The organism is Chryseobacterium sp. KBW03 (assembly GCF_003852415.1).
Taxonomy (GTDB): Bacteria; Bacteroidota; Bacteroidia; order Flavobacteriales; family Weeksellaceae; genus Chryseobacterium; species Chryseobacterium viscerum.
The window spans coordinates 183,575-202,197 of the sequence record NZ_QAJO01000007.1 but is presented as its reverse complement, the minus strand read 5'-3'; the positions used below and the strand labels follow the sequence as shown (position 1 = coordinate 202,197).

Here is an 18,623-nt window from a genome sequence, read left to right as displayed (position 1 = left end):
TACATATTCCTTTCCAATCTATCCGAGAATGAATGGTTTATTTTCATTTTCATTAATATTATTATCCAATTGATAAACAAAGATTTGAATACTTAATTTTAAAGCTGGTTAATATTAAAAATTTAAACACAAGTATCCTTAATAATGAAAAAAATTATACTGAATCTTCTCATTGCTTCATTAGCTTTGAGCTGCAGCAAAGAAAAGTTGAATGGCAGGCTTTTAGAAAAGTCTGGTAGAAACGAAAATTCGACAGCCCAAAATGCTTTATCCATCCATAAAGATAAAAATACCATCCGCGAAAGATTTTCTCCTCCGAAAGGATATACATGGGTGGAAGAAAAACCAGATTCTTTCGGATATTTTATTGAAAATTTTAAGCTGAAACCTTATGGAACTCAGATTTTGAAATATGATGGTACTCCTATTTCCACCCAACACCTTCATGAAGCCGTTTTTGATCTTGACACTGGAAATAAGGATCTCCAGCAATGCGCCGATGCCGCCATTCGTATGAGAGCTGAATATCTTTATAAAGCAAAAAAATTTGATGAAATAAAATTTCATTTTACAAGCGGAGACCTGTTTTCCTGGAATGATTATAAAAACGGAATAAGAGCTTTTGTCAGCGGAAATTCTGTAAGTTTCAGAAAAACGGCAGCTTTTGACGATTCTTATCATAGTTTCAGAGACTATCTGGATCTGATTTTCAATTATGCCGGAACGATTTCATTAAATAAAGAAACGAAACCGGTAACGAAAAATTCTGATCTGAAAACCGGGGATATTCTGATCACACCAGGCAGTCCGGGGCATATTGTTTTTATTTCCGGGGTCTGCAGGAATCAGGAAGGAAAAAAGTTGTTCTTGCTAAGTGAAGGATTTACGCCGGCTCAGTCTGTTCATGTGCTCTCAAATCCATTTAATCCTTATTTTACTCCCTGGTATGACCTTGACATCAATGCTGCGGAAACGAAAACAGCACGATATATTTTTAAACCTACAAACTTCAGAAGCTTTTAATAATTTATATTCAAAACTATTGGAAAGTTACTACGATAATCTGAACTTGTTTTTGTAAATTTGTGTTCGAAATTTTTTACTTGATGAAAGAGAGTGCTGTAAAAAAGATTGCAGTTCTTACTTCAGGAGGTGACTCTCCGGGTATGAATGCGGCATTAAGAGCCGTGGTAAGAACCGCCAATTACTATAATATCGAATGCTACGGAGTGAGAGAAGGCTACAATGGCCTTATCAACGATGATTTCCTGAAAATGGGAGCACGTTCCGTAAAAAATATAATCAACCAGGGTGGAACAATTCTAAAGTCTGCCAGATCCGCTGAATTCAGAACCAAAGAAGGCCGTCAGAAAGCTTACGACAACTGCGTAAAGCTTGGAATAGACGGATTAGTATGTATTGGGGGAGACGGAACGTTTACCGGTGCCAAAATCTTTAACGAAGAATTCGGAATCAGAGTAATCGGTATTCCGGGAACGATCGACAATGATATTTTCGGAACGGATAACACCATCGGTTACGACACTGCATTGAATACTGCAATGGATGCTATTGATAAAATCCGTGATACGGCTACTTCCCATAACAGAGTTTTCTTTGTGGAGGTAATGGGTCGTGATGCTGGTTTCATTGCTTTAAACAGTGGATTGGCAACAGGTGCTTTAGATATCCTAATTCCTGAGAAAAAAGATAGTATTGATGAGCTTTTTGCGAAATTCAGAAATGCTGAAAAAACAGGAAAGGCATCAAGTATCGTAGTGGTAGCTGAAGGTGAAAAATTAGCCAACGTTTATGAACTTGCAGAAAAAACAAAACTGACATTCCCTGACTATGACATTCGTGTAGCAATTCTGGGACATATGCAAAGAGGAGGTTCTCCAAGCTGTGCAGACAGAGTTTTAGCAAGCAGACTTGGATATGGTGCCGTAGTGGGATTAATGGATGGACAAAGCAATGTAATGGCAGGAATGCGTTCCAATGATTTGACGTATACACCTATTGAAGAAGCCATTAAAAAACATAACGAAATCAATAGCGATCTTTTGCTGATTTCAGAAATTTTAGCAATCTAATTATTTTTATAATCTAATAAAAACAAACTATTATGTCAACAATTAAAGTAGGTATCAACGGTTTTGGTAGAATTGGACGTCTTGTTTTCAGAGCAATGACTGAAAGAGACAACATTGAAGTTGTAGGAATCAATGACCTAATCAATGCAGAATACATGGCTTACATGTTAAAATATGACTCTGTACACGGTATTTTCCCAGGTGAAGTTTCTGTAGAAGGAAATGATCTTGTAGTAAACGGGAAAAGAATCAGAGTAACTGCTGAAAGAGATCCTAACAACCTAAAGTGGAATGAAATCGGTGCTGACTATATCGTAGAATCTACAGGTCTTTTCTTATCTAAAGATACTGCTCAGGCTCACATCAATGCAGGTGCAAAGAAAGTAATCCTTTCTGCTCCTTCTAAAGATGATACTCCAATGTTCGTAATGGGTGTAAACCACAAGGAACTTACTGACGATATCAAAATTTTATCAAACGCTTCTTGTACGACAAACTGTTTAGCTCCTTTAGCTAAAGTTATCCACGATAACTTCGGAATCGTAGAAGGTTTAATGACAACTGTACACGCTACAACAGCTACTCAAAAAACTGTTGACGGTCCTTCAGTAAAAGACTGGAGAGGTGGTAGAGCTGCTCTAAACAATATCATCCCTTCTTCTACAGGTGCTGCTAAAGCGGTAGGAAAAGTAATCCCTTCATTAAACGGAAAATTAACAGGTATGTCTTTCAGAGTACCAACTGTTGACGTTTCTGTAGTAGATTTAACAGTGAGAATTGAAAAAGCTGCTTCTTATGAAGAAATCTGTTCAGTAATCAAAGCTGCTTCTGAAGGTGAATTGAAAGGTATCCTAGGATATACTGAAGATGCAGTAGTATCTCAGGACTTCGTAGGAGATAAGAGAACTTCTATCTTCGACAAAGATGCTGGTATCATGCTTTCTCCTAACTTCGTGAAACTTGTTTCTTGGTATGACAACGAAATGGGTTACTCTAACAAGTTAGTTGATATGCTTGTACACGCTGCTTCTTTATAATAAGTAATAAGCGATAAGTAATAAAAACCTTCCCGATGGGAAGGTTTTTTTAGTTTTATATTCAGCAGATGGTATCAATTTACGATAACCTTTTTCATTAAAAAGCTTACTCGCTTTTCCCAGTACCTTTCTCAAGATCATTATTGAAGTTGAGCCCCCAACGTAACCCAAGTGTAGTAACCAAATCATTCTGATTTTCAAAGTTTTTTCCAAAACCTCCGATAAGACTTACGTTATCATTTATTTTATACATGATACTTCCTACACTTCTATAATCTTCAAAATCACCAAACCTGCGGATATATTCGTAGGCTACACTTAATCTATTAAATTCAAAATTCACTTTACCACCAAGATCATAAAAAGAATTTTTATCATAAGCATCAGCCTTTTTATTATAAATCATCCTATCGACAAGAAACCTATTAAGAATATACAGTTTAAGATAATTCTTTTTCTCTTCTTTGTCAGGACGATCTAAATTAATATTCCAATTCATCGTGAGCCATGTTCCAAACCGCCCAAAGCTTCCTGAAGAAAATCTCTCTTTATCAAAAAAATGATTATATGCACCAGCGAAGTCAATAGAAAATACAGGCTTAGATTCTGACAAATTATTTACGAATTTTTGGAATTCCTTCATCTTGGTGATATTAATTTCACTAAATTTTTTCTGATCAAATAAAGATTTACTAACCTTTACTCTAATGACATTATATAAATCACTAATATTAGATTTATTAATATTGAAACTTTCTTCATCTTTTGCTAAACCATCCATATCCTTGATGAGATCGTTTAGAGCTTCTTTCTCTAATGAAGATCCTTTAATCTGTAATTTAATACTGGTATAATTATCGTTAAAATCATCATACTTTGTATTGCTTGTTACGTTTATAAAATTTTTGCTGATTGTAGAACTTTCTTTTGCAGCCTCATTAGTAAGCCTATCATATTCAGTGTCATTAATTTTATTAAGATCTTTTACTTTCTTATCTAATAAATTAACATCTTCTTTATATTTTTTATTCATTACTCTGAATAAATTGGTTCGATAACCTACTGACAGGTTTTGGACACTATCATTCCTCACAAAGGCCATTGATATAGACTGATTGTGAACAAATCCTGAATGCATCTCATCTTCAAAATATTTTTTCACAGTCGTATTTCTTTTAAAAATCCAATAGGGATTAAATTCTACCCCATAATTTTGAGGGAGTCCATTATCTTTAAAAGAATTAATAATTGAAAGTCCAAATTCTTTTACTGTTTTTGGGGCTTCAATTGAAGTGACATTCTGATCTAATAATACGACAGCCGGGGTCGTAGGAATGTCTAAATTCTCTAGCTTCACTTTATTATTCATCTGAGAAAAAGATTTCAGAAAAATAAAACAGCATACAAATATCAGTTTTGCTTTCATCTTAATCTAAATTATGTCAATAGTTAATCTGGCAATATTATTTACAATATTAGTCGAATGATAATTTGAACCATTAACAAATGGGGTATTGATATCGTCATCTTCTACCAGTGCACATATGATGTCAACATTATTTGTGTCTGAAAGCAAAGTATCTATATTAAGCTGTTTTCCTACGAAATTGATCGTCCTGCCTAATTTATACCAGCTATATTTATCAGGAGGAATAGAACCATTACTCGCCTTAGGAGACGATTGTACAATAATCACCCCTCCGGGATGCACCGTAACATACGTTCTTGAGTATATTAGTGAGTTTGCTCTTACGCTTACTTTTAAATACAAAAAAGTATTTTGCGCTTGTTGTGTCTGAAATGTTGCCATGATTATTAATTTTTGGTTAAAATTTTTGAACTGTTATTAAAAACCGGTGCATTATCATTTTACATCAAAGGTTAGTGAAATTAGAGCACCCATGGTTATTAATTTTTATTTAAAGCTACGAGACTTTCCTACCACACGAAATACCACAAAAGGGTGATTTTATTTAACATAATTTTATTATTTTTAAGAAAACATTAACCAATGGAGAAAAAACATCTGACTCACGCAAAAAAACCGCATCCCCTCATTAAAGTATGGAATGACTATCCTGAAATTTTACAGAATGACAACAGAATATTGCCTATTCCAACGATTGAAAACATTATCGGAGAAGTCTTTGCTCCGGGAAAATTCTATTATTATGTCATTAATTTCGCAGACAGCACCATTATCTGTGATCACCACGAAGATATTCTGACAGTCCATGGTCTTAATAAATATCCCATACACCTGAAAGAAATTATAGACCTCATCCATCCTGACGACGTGGAATTTGTGATGGAAGCAGAGAGAATGTCCATAGAAAAAATAAAGGAAATAGACGGTTTTGATTACCAGCAGGAACTGAAAACCAGCTATTGTTTCAGAATGAGAACTTCAAAAGGAAATTATGAACTATTCCACCATCAGGCTTTACACACCTACAAAGATGAAAATGGCAGGCTTTTGCAGGCAGTTAACATCCATACCAATATTGAACATATCACCCACCAAAATTCTTATATTGTACTCGTTTCCGGAATTAACGGACGGGAAGATTTCCATCAGATGCAGTGGATGGAACACAATAAATCTTCTGAATCTACTTTCGTCATTTTTACCAAAAGAGAAGTCGAGATCATTAATTGTATTGCGAAAGGATACCCAACAGGAAAAATATCCAATCTTTTACATATCTCGGAAGAAACCGTACGTACCCACAGAAAAAATATTTTAAGAAAATCTGACTGTAAAAACAGCTCTGAACTCGTCAGGAAGACCTTTGAATGGGGATACCTGTAAACAGCTTATCACAATCCTGATAAATCTCACCAAAGAACTTCAGCATAAAACTTGTACTTTTATAGGTAAAGGAATGAACATGATACAACCAAGGTTTAAAGATTCTCCCCATTTCAAGGATTTTTGGGAAAAAGGTAACGGAAAACTTCTTATTGAATTTTCCGGAGCAGAAGTGAGTTTTGAAAATTTTGAAAAATTCGCACCCTTTTTTCATCATGCAGATGAAATGGGCGACGAGGTTGTAAAGGATGTTTATTTCACTAAGAAATTTAATGAAGCTTCCAAAGAAATTGAACATTATATAAGAAATGGAGTTTCCGAAACAGATTCAGTTCCCGAAAGTGTAAAAAAAATGTTCAGCCAGACGCAGAAAGTTCCCGATTGGCTTGATTACAATCTACTCAAAAGTGGCGCTGAACTTTGCATGAGAAGTAACCTCGACTCTTTAATTTCCCTAAGGGATTACTGTCTCATTGGCGGTTACGATTACGCTTACCTCAATAAACCACTCATCGTTACAGAAGCATTGAAAAAAGGAGCGGTAAAACGCCTTTCAGAAACACTGGATTTCTGGGTAAATGCAACCCGTTACAATGCACTGGAACTTCATGCAAAAGGGTATGAGTTTGCCATAAAAACCCGTCTGATTCACTCCTATGCAAGACTTTCCATAAAAAAACATTATAAAGACTGGGACACTGAAAACTGGGGTGAGCCCATCAATTCCTGGGATATGATGGCTACGTATATCGGGTTCAGCCTGGTATTTCTTCACAGTCTTCAAAAACTTGGAAATCGTTTTTCCGTTGAAGAGGAACAAGGAATGTTCCACCTTTGGAAATATGTAGGTTATCTTTTGGGAATTCCGGAACAGCTTCTTCCAGACGACAAGAAACAGGCTGCTGAGTATTTTTATTTATGGACTTCTGTTCAGCCGCCTTCCGATAAAGATTCTGTTCTTCTGGCCCATTCTTTACTGAATGAATCCCTGGAAAATCCTATTTTAAAATTTAAGTTTCAACGAAAAAACTTAAGATATCTGCACATCTGCTGTACCTGGTTTTTGCTGGATGATGAAGTCTGCAAAAGATTAGAGATCCCGGAAGTTTCCTACAAAAACCTGTTTCCAAAATCGAAAATACTTTTCAACAAAATTTATGACAGTCTGGTAAGCCGGGAGGCAAGAATACAAAGAGGAAATAAGGATCAGATGAAAGTACTGGAAGACTATTTGAACATCACCAAAAATTCTAATTTTCATTAAAAACTCCATTTTTGAAGGAAACTAGAAGCTGAAAGTGATTTCAATCTGAAATTTGATATCTCTCAATTTGATAAAAAAAATACAATGTTACATTTCTTCACTTTCCTTAAAGTTATCCGAAGAAAGTTTTCTCCTCCTCAAATTCCAGATCAGATACAATAAAAATAAGATAAACCAAACACTGATGATAACACTGATGAAAATTCCCATGATGGAAGGATGAAGATAATTCGGCTTGTAGAACAATCGGTCAAGGGTTGCAAATTTCTCTTTCAAGTTATTCCTTTCATAAGTATTTCGTATCTCATTCAAAGGCTCCTGCTGACGATCCCGGTAATAAAAAACATCTTTAGTCAGCTCTTTCGGAACGATATGCGTTTCTATATTATATTTTTTTAAAAGGACATTCAGCCTCTGAAAAGAATAAAGGAGTGAATCCTGATTATATTTGTAAAGCAAATTGTACCTTTTGACTGCATTTTGATATTGCTGCTGCTGTTCAGGGATTTTATGCAACGGAGAAAACAAACTTTTGTTTTCAAGAAAAATACACATCTTTTCGTCGTATTGAGGATGCACCTCTGCTCCTTTAAATATAATTTCGGTACTATCCCCTATCTCATTTTTAGAAATAATTCTTTTTTCCAGCTCCTTGGCATCAAGCCCAAGAAAATCAAGCACCAATTTCGTTTTATTGTTTAATTTTTCATGATTGGTACTCAGCATTCTTAGCGTATCAATACTGTAATAGCTGGATTGTGTTGAATAATAATCCTTATTATCTGGATCGTAGTACAGCGTATCTCTCTCTTCAATCACAGGATAAGGTTTGGGATATAAAATATTTTCGGGATTAAACAGTTTCTCTGAACTGTAGGAAGTATAGTTGTATAAAAAAGGCTGTAAGACATTTAGCAGCGTCTTGTCTTTATTAAGATCCTTTTCAGGCAATTCAGTTCGTAGCTTTGCATTTAATCCAAAACTATAACTGATGAAAAAGGTCAGTGAGAAAAATGATACCAACAGAAGTATAATCCCGATTTTCAAAATTTTTGAAAGTCCATCTCTTTTTTTGGAATGATTTCTAAGAAGTATAATAACAAAGAAAAACAAAAAAAGACCAGATATGAAAAAGTGAGAAATGGAGACATCATCATAAAATTTAAATCTATAAAATTCTGTATAAATATCAATTTTTTGAACACCTTCAAACTTTACATATCCGTAAATAAAATAAGCCAGGTGTATGACTGCTAATACAGCAAAAGATTTAATCAGAAATAGTTTCAATTTTCTGTCCATATTATGATCTTTAAAAACAAGGTTTTAAGATAAGCATTTTTTTATATTGGATAGGGATAAAACGATGGTGATAATCATCAATAAGTTATCAAAACGGGAAATCATTCATTCAATACTAGCTTCCAGCCTCATGCTTATTGCTTCCAGCTATAACTTTCCTATATCAAATTTATTTTTTCAATATTTCCTGATACCACATTCTGCATCTCATTCGTTATGAATAACATCACTCATAAAACTTTATCGTTTTTTAACTCTAAAAACAGATTCCAGATACAAATAATATTAGCTTTTGATATTTAAATTATGTATTTTTGAGAAATTATTTTAATAGCGATGAGTAACATTGATGATAAGAAAAAAGCACTTGCACTAGTGCTTGACAAGTTAGATAAAACATACGGGAAAGGGACTGTAATGACTTTGGGAGATGATGCCGTAGACAATACAATAGAAGTAATTCCTTCCGGTTCTTTAGGAGTAGATATTGCCTTAGGAATAGGTGGATATCCAAAAGGAAGAATCATTGAAATATATGGTCCTGAATCTTCAGGTAAAACAACTTTGACCCTTCATGCTATTGCTGAAGCTCAAAAGGCAGGTGGTATTGCAGCATTCATTGATGCAGAGCACGCTTTCGACAGAACATATGCTGCAAAATTAGGAATTGATCTTGAAAACCTGATCATTTCTCAGCCGGACAACGGGGAGCAGGCTTTAGAAATTGCAGATAACCTGATCCGTTCAGGGGCGATTGATATCGTTGTGATTGACTCTGTTGCTGCTCTTACACCAAAAGCAGAAATCGAAGGTGAAATGGGAGATTCTAAAATGGGTCTTCATGCAAGATTGATGTCTCAGGCATTAAGAAAATTGACTGCTACTATTTCAAGAACAAAATGTACCGTAATTTTCATCAACCAGTTGAGAGAAAAAATCGGTGTCATGTTCGGAAACCCTGAAACCACTACCGGAGGTAACGCTCTTAAGTTCTACGCTTCTGTAAGAATTGATATCAGAAAAGCGAGTGCACCAATCAAACAAGGTGACGAAGCTATTGGTAGCCGTGTGAAAGTGAAGATTGTGAAAAACAAAGTAGCACCTCCTTTCAAACAGGCAGAATTCGATATCATGTATGGTGAAGGAGTTTCTAAAGTAGGTGAAATTCTTGATACTGCAGTAGATATGGGAATCGTGAAGAAAAGCGGTTCTTGGTTCAGCTACGAAGAGACTAAACTTGGTCAGGGACGTGATGCTGTAAAAGATGTTTTAAAAGACAATCCAGATCTTTCTGAGGAATTGGAAAACAAGATCAAGGAAGAAATGAAAAAGAAATAATTTTTCAAACAAAATAATAGAAAAGGCAGTCTTCGGATTGCCTTTTTTGTTTTTAATACGGATAGGGCTATTTTTTTAAACGCAAAGATTTCATCTGTATATCGTAAGATTTTAAGAGAGCAAAGACGGAATCAATTTCATTGATTCTTTCTGAGCAAACGCATCATTTACCCCAAAACGTCATCAGCAACATAATCGCAATTCTCTGCATCCTTAAGATCAACTTTCGAATCTCTTATTCCTTTTTGTTAAAATAATCTTTCAGATTTTATTTACAATAAAAAAGAGGTCATTCCTTGGAACAACCTCTCTTTAGTTTTTATATTTTTAAAAATTATTCAGCAATTTTACCTTGCAGCTGGAGTGCTCCGGTTACCTTCATTCCTTTTGTAAGGGTTTCCAATCTTACATTCTCTTTATTGACAAAAGCATCAATCGTGAAGAAGTCTTCATTTTCTTCATTGGTGATCAATTTCAGTTTCAGAATATATCCTTTAACGCTGCCGTCTTCAAGCAATTCTGTTTCCTTAAAATCTACCAGTTGAGCAATAAAATCAAAACATGCATAATTAGGAAGATCCTGACTTGGTACATAGGTCGTGAAGTCCTCACTCATTTTAGTACCGTCTGGTAGATCATTATTGGTATGAACATCAAGAATGAAAACAATTCCGCTCACATTTACCTTCAGATGAGGCTGTGTCATATATCTGTTTCTGTTTTCAGCATAATCCGTAGCAAAGAACCAAACTCCGAAAGTATCTCTGGCAGGACCAGCGACAATCGCCTGTAAATTCAGTGCGTTTTCCCACTCTCTGATTGATCTTGTTTCAAAATCCAAAGTATAATCAGTTTTTACTTCCGGAATTATTGTGCTAAGCTCATCTGTAACAATGGTTTTGAATCTTACATCTTCAAATTCTGTTTTGCTTTTATCCTCACCAGCCGGATCAGCAACCGTAGATTGCATTAAAACATTGGTAAGATACTGACCGTAATCTTTAGTCTGGAAATTTTCGTGGCCAAAAATCCCGCTCCATGTATTCACAAGATTATGAATGTTAGATTTTCTTATGATAATTCCGGCCTCGTTAGTCGTTTCAGGAGCTGCAATTCCTTCTGTATTTGGGAAATAATCTCTGCCATCAACCAATTGATGATTCATAATCTCATTATTTTCTTCATGAGAAAACTCTGCAAAACCTTTATATGTAACATTTTGATTCTCGAAAACATAAGGTAGACCTGTTTTCGCTTTATCATCACCTGCAAAATGATACGCAAGAGAAATCCCTTTGAACTCCCCTTCCTGAATTGCCGGAGTATGATTTCCGTTATGATCAAACTGAGAGTGATACAAAATCATATAAGACTTGATCTTACCTTCCTGAAGTTCATTTTCAAATCTTTCTTCCATTTGTCCAATTGCCTGCTGTGGAGAAAGTGCATAAGCATCTTCTGTCACCATATAAGCAAAACCTTCTACCTCACCATTTTCTTTTTCAAAGGCAGAAATAGGAGTATATTCTCCTCTTAGCTGAAGTGCTATAGAATACACTATATAATCATTATAAGTCTTGATTTTTTCGTACTCACTATTTATTTTAGGCTCTTCTATTGGTTGCGAAGGAATTTCCGGTATTATTTCTACAACTTCTTCCACCACTTCCTCTACTACTTTTTCCTCTGGCATTTCCATTTCCTGAACCGGAGTACTCACATTTTCCTGACTGTTACTTTTCTTCTTAAAAAAATCAAAGATTCCCATACTGTTATTTATAATTGGCGGTAAATATAATAAAAAGCGACCAACAGATCCATCATAAAAAAATGCCATTGTGTCAGTTTATCCTTCTTCGCATTTTTTTTAAATATTTCTTAAAAAATAATCGGCGGAGCCTTGGGCTCCGCCGATTATTTTATCAATTAGGCTTATCATCTGTCAATTCAAATCCCCAATCTTTTCCTTTTTGGGTGGCCGGAACCCCTTTTGTCATCCAGGCCGGAGCTTTAGCACCTTTGAGATAATAATCAAAAAACTGCTGTTCACGGATTTGGATATCTTTTCTGTTCTGGCGCTTTACAAGATTATGATCATCCCCATTATAATTCAGAAGCCATACAGGTTTTCCGAGACGGCGCAATGCGGTAAACATTTCAATTCCCTGGTACCAAGGCACTGCTCCATCTTTATCGTTACTCATAATGACTACCGGAGTTTTCACTTTATCAATCATAAAAAGCGGTGAATTTTTAATATAAAGATCCGGTGCTTCCCATAGGTTTTTTCCTAATCTGCTTTGAGATTTTTCATACTGAAATTGTCTGTTCATCCCTGAAGTCCATCGTATTCCCCCATATGCGGAAGTCATGTTTACAACCGGAGCTCCACTCCAGGCCGCAGCATACATATTAGTATGAGCAATAAGATAGGCTACCTGATAACCACCCCAACTTTGTCCCTGGATTCCTATTTTAGTACCATCTACCCATGAATTTTGCTTTAATTTTTCAACTCCGGAATTAATATATTCCATTGCAGATTCTCCGGGAAAACCGTCAGTGTAAGAAATATCAGGAGTAAAAACCAGATACCCGTTGCTCACAAAATAAGAAATATTTAATCTTGAAGGTGTTGGAGCTGGTGCTACATAACGGTTCAGGTTATCCGAAAGTTTTTCATAGAAATAGACAATCATAGGATATTTTTTATTCGGATCAAAGTTTTCCGGTTTGTATAAAACTCCTGTAGATGAATTTCCTTTTGGTGTTGTCCAGTTTACCAGTTCGTCTGTACCCCAGTTATAATGGGTTTGTTGTGGGTTTGTATCACTCAGCTTCTGCTGCTTTGAAAAATCTGATGTGGCAAAAATATTGGGAGAATCCGTATATGACTCTTTTACTAAAATATATTCTTCCGTATTTTTCGCTTTTTGAAGACTCCTATATCCCCAGACATTTTCCATCTGAATCTTTACAGGATCAGAATTCGACTGAATAGAGGTTTTAAAAATTCCGTTCGCCTTAGATGTATTATCAAATGCTGACAAATAAATAGATGATTTTCGGTTTAAACTTTTAATATCTTTATCTAAGTCGTACGTATCAAATGTGATTTTATTTTTACGCCCAAATCCATTCGTGATATTTCTTGGCTTTTTTGAACCGTTTAGGAAAAACTCCCAAAGATCGAAACGGTCTCTGATAATCACAGACTCATCATTATCCGTCCAGGAGGCAATTCCATAAGAACTTGGAAAATCAGGCATATCAAACTCCTCATCCACGAAGGAAACCGGCAATCCACTGCTCAATGGAAGTGTTTGCTTTGTTTTAATATTATAGCTCAACCATTTTCCTTTTTCTCTGTCAAAAATCACAACGAATTTTCCCAGTGGAGAGACAGCTACTGCCCCGTTCAGGTTTTGGATAACTTCCGTTCTTTCCCCTGTCTTATTATCGATAAGGAAATAGGTTTTCTTTGTTGAGCCTTCCCATTGTGAAGAAATACGGTTATTCAAACTTGTAATACCTAGCGCAAATTCTGCATTTCCTTCGTTGACCAATCGTAAAGTATCCAAATCCTCGCTGTCAATATTTCTAAAGAAATCCGGTTTTTCTGTTTGCATTACGGCAGCATAAGATTTTTTCAAGTCATTTTTCAATTCCTTTAACTGTACCGTTTGCAGGTAATCATCCTTATAGTTCCAGATATCTACAACAGCATGGTCGTTTGCAATCATTGCAGTATCTTTTGCAATAGGCTTTGGGGCAACCCCAAAATACAGCTGCTTTCCATTTTTGCTGAATAGAGGTAACCGGTTTTCAGAAATCACCCAATTCTTTTTCATTTGTGAATGATCATTGGTGACAACTTCTTTTTTATTTCCTTTAAAATTAAAGTAGTACAACTGATACAATTTCACCAGATCATTCTGCGCAGAAGAAGTTCCCACAAATGCCAGCTGATTTCCTTCTTCATCAAAAGACAATTGTGAAAAATCGCCTTCCATTTCTGAAATTTTCGTTACCACTCCTTTTTGCAGATCTACTACCTGTACGGTTTGAAATGCATATTTCTTCGGCTTTGATTTGTCATTATCTTTTTTCTCCTCAGATTTTTCATCTGCGGATTCCTTTTCCTCTTTTTTATCCTTCTTGGCTTTCTCTTCAGGTTTCTTAGTGACAAAAGCTAGTTGCTTTCCATTTTCACTAAACTCATAGCGGACTACATTATCATACGTTGTAGTCTTCCCGTCCAAAAGGTTTCGCACAACCAACTGCAGAGGCTTTACATTTTTATCTTCATCTTTATTTTCGTCTCCGTCTTCTTTATCAGATGCGTCATCCGAAGATTTATCTTTTGTATTTTCCAGAAGATAAGCAACGTAAGAACCTGATTTTTCAGGAATTTTAAATGATTTTACATTAGGAATTTTCTCCGTTTTATCACTCAAAAAGTCAACTATTGCAAGGCTGTCTTTTGTTAATTTATTTTTTTTAAGCTTTTTATCCTTTACCGCTTTTATATCTTTATACAATGGACGGATTTGAAAAACAGCAAATCTGGAATCATTGGTAAAATCTACTTTTGTTCCCCTTTCAAACTTCTTTGAGGTTTTATTTTTCACTGAATATAAAGAAAGGTTAGGATTTCCTTCCTGAACATCTACAGAATAGGCAATCCATTTTCCGTCATTTGAGATTTTTCTCGCACCGATATTCTGCCAGCTGTCATAGACAGAATGGTCTAGAGGTTTTTTCTGTCCATACACCCAACAGGTCATTATGAGCAGAATAAAGACTGTACATTTCAACTTCATTTTCAAAAATTTTTAAGAATTAAAAATAAGATATTTCTTTGACAAATCCATATGAACTTGTTTCATTATCCATCGAAAAAATGTCATTCTGTCATCATTCCTCTTCATGGTATTTTTTTTGAGAAATATTATGCAAATTAAAAAATCTAAAATATGATGACTAAAGGAAATATTAATGTATCTGTGGAAAACATCTTTCCGCTTATTAAAAAATTTCTTTACAGTGACCACGAAATATTCTTAAGAGAGTTGATCTCCAACGCTACTGATGCAACATTGAAGTTGAAACATTTAACCAGCATTGGGGAAGCAAACGTGGAATACGGAAACCCAAAGCTTGAAGTTAAAATTGATAAAGACCAGAAAACCTTACGCATCATCGACCAAGGTATTGGTATGACTGGTGAAGAAGTTGAGAAATACATCAACCAGGTTGCTTTCTCAGGCGCTGAAGAGTTTCTTGAAAAATATAAAGATTCTGCAAAAGATTCAGGGATTATCGGGCATTTCGGTCTTGGGTTCTACTCTGCATTCATGGTGGCAGAAAAAGTAGAGATTATTACAAAGTCTTACAAAGATGAGCCGGCAGTACGTTGGATCTGTGATGGAAGCCCGGAATTTACTCTTGAGGAAACCACTGATAAAACTGACAGAGGTACGGAGATCATTCTTCATATTGCTGAAGATTCTGTAGAATTTTTAGAAGAAACAAAAATCCGTGAACTGTTATTAAAATATAATAAATTCATGCCTGTTCCGATCAAATTCGGGACTAAAACACATACACTTCCATTACCGGAAGATGCTCCTGAAGATGCAGTAGCTGAAACAGAAGAAGTAGACAACATCATCAACAATCCGGTGCCTGCATGGACGATTGCTCCAAGCGAACTGACCAATGAGGATTACATGAAGTTTTACCATGAGCTGTATCCAACACAGTTTGAGGAGCCTCTATTCAATATCCACCTGAATGTTGATTATCCGTTCAATCTTACCGGAGTTCTATTCTTCCCTAAGCTGAGCAATAATCTAAATATTGATAAAGATAAAATCCAATTATACCAAAACCAGGTATTCGTAACGGATGAAGTAAAAGGTATCGTTCCCGATTTCCTGATGCTTCTGAGAGGTGTTATTGATTCTCCGGACATTCCGTTGAATGTTTCCCGTTCTTATCTTCAGGCAGATGGTGCTGTAAAGAAAATTTCATCTTACATCACGAAAAAAGTAGCCGACAAAATGGCTTCTTTAATCAATGAAAATCGTGAAGACTACGAGCAAAAATGGAACGATATCAAGATCGTAATCGAGTATGGAATCATTACAGAAGAGAAATTTGCCGAGAAAGCAGACAAATTTACGCTGTACCCTACTACAGATGGAAAATATTTCCTTTGGGATGAATTGATTGAAAAAATCAAACCTATACAAACAGATAAGGATAACAAACTGGTTGTATTATACGCTACAAACGCCGATGAACAGCACAGTTACATCCAGTCTGCAAAGGATAAAGGATATGAAGTTCTTTTATTAGATTCTCCTATCACTCCGCACGTTATTCAGAAACTGGAAACTTCAAAGGACAATATTTCTTTTGCAAGAGTAGATGCAGATCACGTAAACAACCTGATCAAAAAGGATGAGCCTGTTATTTCAAAACTGAATGAAACGGAAAAAGAGTCTTTAAAAAAGAACGTGGAAGAGGCTATTCAGGATACTAAATTCACCGTACAGCTTGAAGATCTTGACAGCAATGATGCTCCATTTACGATTACCCAGCCGGAATTCATGAGAAGAATGAAGGAAATGCAAGCTACTGGCGGCGGCGGTATGTTCGGAATGGGAGGTTTCCCTGAGATGTACAATCTTGTTGTGAACTCAAACAGTGAGTTTTCTAATCAGATTTTAAAGACTGAGAATGCTGAAGAGAAAGATAATCTGATCAAATATGCTTTGGATCTCGCCAAACTTTCTCAAAATTTACTGAAAGGAAAAGACCTTACAGATTTTATACAGAGAAGCTATAAGCAACTTGAAAAATAATATACAAGAGACTGTTTCATTTTGAAACAGTCTTTTTTTATATGAAAAGTTTGGAAAAACGCAAAGACACCAGTTTTTTATATAACTCATGCTTTAAGATGTAAAGATTTTATCTCCGATAAAATCATGTACTGCATATTTTATTTTTTCTCACGCAGATTTACATAAACATCTACACAATCTGTATAATCTGCAAGAAAATTTAATTTTAGATTAAACGTTTTCCTTTGCTGAAAATCTTAGATTTTCTTGCGCCTTGAAATTTCTGTGACCTATTAAACTCTTTGCGCCCTTGCGTTTCCAACAACTCCAAAAACAGTCTGAAAATCACCAATAATTAATCTAAACCTTATAGATTTAAGTCTTGTCTCTAACCAAATAATCTTTGATCAATCGGAAGTTATTATGAAATAAACAACTGGTTCAAAGAAAATTTTTAACAATTAATATACACAGCATGCATATTATAAACCTTTTTTATTTTTTACCTTAGCCCTCATTCCTCTATTCTATATTTTTTCTACTTTTTATTGTATAGCTTATGCTTTTTTGCCATTTTTGTATAAAATGTCGGTCATGCAAAAAGAAAAATTACGCGTCATCAGAAAGCAAAAAGGCTACACGCAACAACAGGTAGCTGATTTTATCGCCACAGATGTATCTAATTACAGCAGAAAAGAAAGTGGTGATGTGAGGATCGTAAAGGATGAATGGGACAAACTTGCCCGTTTTCTGGATGTGCCGATTGAAGATATTTATGAAGAGGAAGAAGCTACAGTAATTGTAAATAATGATCATCCTGTATTTAATGATAGATCTTCTTCTGCGGGAGTAATTACTACTCAGAATAATTATGATAATATTCCGGGAGCTATCATTGAAAACCTACAAAACTATATTGCTTTATTAAAAGAGGAGAACGAAAGGCTGAAAGATGAACTAAAAGGTCTCCCAAAAGGAAGAAAATAATACGGTTTGAAACAGTAAAAAATATAGATGTCACTCATATTAAGTTATGGAGTGACATTTTTTTATGCAGATTATAATTAATTTTTTTTTGACGCGAAAGATTACTAATTCGAGAATTTTATTTCAGGTGGCATAGAGTTGTGACTTTGTCGCTGATGGAGCTTTGGGATAAATGATGTGTTTGCTTAGAAAGAATCAATTTCATTGATTCCAACTTTGCTCCCTTAAAATCTTACGATATAAAAATGAAAACTTTGCGTTAAAAAAACTCTTTAATTTAAATCCGTTGAAATTTACAATTCCTCCAACGGATTCCAGAACAGTTTTTTGAAATTTTTTATTCTGAAATTTTCAATAGTAATCCCTTCAGCTTCAAGTTTTGGCTGAAATTCCGGGACAGATAATACTCCTGAACTGGAAATAACCCGGTGAGCGGGAACATCTTTCGGGCATCCTCCCATTGCTTTTCCGACATGTCTGGAATGATTAGGATACCCAACTGCTTTTGCAATAGCACCATAAGTAGAGACTCTTCCTTTAGGAATAAGCCTTGCCACTTCGTATACCTGTTGTTTGAAAATTTCGTCCATATCCCTTTTTTGTTTTTAGCTGACTATCTTTTTTGCATCATTTTTGAACTATTACAGGCTCGATGATGTTTCATTAAAAGATAAAGATATGAAAAAATCATTTTTCAGGCTGTTGAATGCAGTCAATAAAAAGGTTCTCCCGAAGCTGAGTAAGAAAGATCCCAATCATCTGACTAAGATTGAAAAGGGAATTCTTGCCTATCGTTATTTTGTGCTGGTGAATTCGTTGGATTGATTTTTATTTTCCCACGGATTACACAGATTTTCACAAATGCTTATGTATGTTTTTTGGAGAATGTAAAGATGCAAAATTATTTTGAATACTAAATGTTGTGAGGCGCAAGGA

The 18,623-nt window shown here is 35.2% G+C and carries 15 protein-coding genes; 9 read left to right on the top strand and 6 right to left on the bottom strand.

What is annotated here, in order from left to right:
* Positions 1 to 144: 144 nt before the first annotated feature.
* The 3 genes from DBR39_RS16815 to gap all read left to right on the top strand — a co-directional run bounded on the left by DBR39_RS16815 (position 145) and on the right by gap (position 3,130).
* Entirely contained in the window at positions 145 to 1,023 is an 879-nt protein-coding gene (locus DBR39_RS16815) for a DUF4846 domain-containing protein (RefSeq protein ID WP_124535027.1), read from the top strand.
* Between the two features lie 83 nt (positions 1,024 to 1,106).
* Positions 1,107 to 2,093 (top strand): 6-phosphofructokinase, encoded by a 987-nt coding sequence (gene pfkA / locus DBR39_RS16810; RefSeq protein WP_124535025.1) that lies wholly within the window; start codon positions 1,107 to 1,109, stop codon positions 2,091 to 2,093.
* A 32-nt stretch (positions 2,094 to 2,125) separates the two neighbouring features.
* A complete protein-coding gene (gap, locus tag DBR39_RS16805) occupies positions 2,126 to 3,130 on the top strand; it encodes a type I glyceraldehyde-3-phosphate dehydrogenase (RefSeq protein ID WP_124535023.1) in 1,005 nt (334 codons plus the stop codon).
* Between the two features lie 106 nt (positions 3,131 to 3,236).
* On the opposite strand, the gene DBR39_RS16800 is transcribed toward gap, so the two are convergent.
* Together DBR39_RS16800 and DBR39_RS16795 are read right to left on the bottom strand one after the other, a co-directional pair.
* Positions 3,237 to 4,499, bottom strand: coding sequence for a hypothetical protein (locus tag DBR39_RS16800; RefSeq protein ID WP_124535021.1), 1,263 nt, complete (start codon positions 4,497 to 4,499; stop codon positions 3,237 to 3,239).
* Positions 4,500 to 4,562: 63 nt separating this feature from the next.
* On the bottom strand, positions 4,563 to 4,940 hold the full coding sequence (locus DBR39_RS16795; protein WP_124535019.1) for a hypothetical protein: 378 nt from the start codon (positions 4,938 to 4,940) through the stop codon (positions 4,563 to 4,565).
* Between the two features lie 201 nt (positions 4,941 to 5,141).
* Between DBR39_RS16795 and DBR39_RS16790 the strand changes: the two genes are divergently transcribed.
* Positions 5,142 to 5,942 carry a response regulator transcription factor gene (locus tag DBR39_RS16790; RefSeq protein ID WP_124535017.1) on the top strand — a complete coding sequence of 267 codons (801 nt, stop codon included), beginning with the start codon at positions 5,142 to 5,144 and terminating at the stop codon, positions 5,940 to 5,942.
* A 73-nt stretch (positions 5,943 to 6,015) separates the two neighbouring features.
* Positions 6,016 to 7,206 (top strand): oxygenase MpaB family protein, encoded by a 1,191-nt coding sequence (locus tag DBR39_RS16785; protein WP_228447856.1) that lies wholly within the window; start codon positions 6,016 to 6,018, stop codon positions 7,204 to 7,206.
* Between the two features lie 87 nt (positions 7,207 to 7,293).
* Here DBR39_RS16785 and DBR39_RS16780 read toward each other — a convergent pair whose 3' ends face one another.
* Positions 7,294 to 8,508 carry a hypothetical protein gene (locus DBR39_RS16780; RefSeq protein ID WP_124535013.1) on the bottom strand — a complete coding sequence of 405 codons (1,215 nt, stop codon included), beginning with the start codon at positions 8,506 to 8,508 and terminating at the stop codon, positions 7,294 to 7,296.
* A gap of 336 nt (positions 8,509 to 8,844) precedes the next feature.
* Here DBR39_RS16780 and recA point away from each other — a divergent pair, with 336 nt between their 5' ends.
* Positions 8,845 to 9,846 (top strand): recombinase RecA, encoded by a 1,002-nt coding sequence (gene recA, locus DBR39_RS16775; protein WP_103233584.1) that lies wholly within the window; start codon positions 8,845 to 8,847, stop codon positions 9,844 to 9,846.
* Between the two features lie 334 nt (positions 9,847 to 10,180).
* On the opposite strand, the gene DBR39_RS16770 is transcribed toward recA, so the two are convergent.
* On the bottom strand, positions 10,181 to 11,614 hold the full coding sequence (locus tag DBR39_RS16770; protein ID WP_124535011.1) for a hypothetical protein: 1,434 nt from the start codon (positions 11,612 to 11,614) through the stop codon (positions 10,181 to 10,183).
* A 154-nt stretch (positions 11,615 to 11,768) separates the two neighbouring features.
* Positions 11,769 to 14,669, bottom strand: coding sequence for a prolyl oligopeptidase family serine peptidase (locus tag DBR39_RS16765; protein WP_124535009.1), 2,901 nt, complete (start codon positions 14,667 to 14,669; stop codon positions 11,769 to 11,771).
* A gap of 156 nt (positions 14,670 to 14,825) precedes the next feature.
* On the opposite strand from DBR39_RS16765, the gene htpG reads away from it, so the two are divergent.
* Positions 14,826 to 16,718 carry a molecular chaperone HtpG gene (htpG, locus tag DBR39_RS16760; protein WP_124535163.1) on the top strand — a complete coding sequence of 631 codons (1,893 nt, stop codon included), beginning with the start codon at positions 14,826 to 14,828 and terminating at the stop codon, positions 16,716 to 16,718.
* 576 nt (positions 16,719 to 17,294) lie between these two features.
* Positions 17,295 to 17,687 (top strand): helix-turn-helix transcriptional regulator, encoded by a 393-nt coding sequence (locus DBR39_RS16755; RefSeq protein ID WP_124535007.1) that lies wholly within the window; start codon positions 17,295 to 17,297, stop codon positions 17,685 to 17,687.
* 293 nt (positions 17,688 to 17,980) lie between these two features.
* Here DBR39_RS16755 and DBR39_RS16750 read toward each other — a convergent pair whose 3' ends face one another.
* The gene (locus tag DBR39_RS16750; RefSeq protein WP_124535005.1) at positions 17,981 to 18,277 is read right to left on the bottom strand and encodes an MGMT family protein; all 297 of its coding nucleotides are present in this window, start codon (positions 18,275 to 18,277) and stop codon (positions 17,981 to 17,983) included.
* Between the two features lie 88 nt (positions 18,278 to 18,365).
* Here DBR39_RS16750 and DBR39_RS24305 point away from each other — a divergent pair, with 88 nt between their 5' ends.
* A complete protein-coding gene (locus DBR39_RS24305) occupies positions 18,366 to 18,512 on the top strand; it encodes a hypothetical protein (RefSeq protein ID WP_165791608.1) in 147 nt (48 codons plus the stop codon).
* Positions 18,513 to 18,623 lie beyond the last annotated feature (111 nt).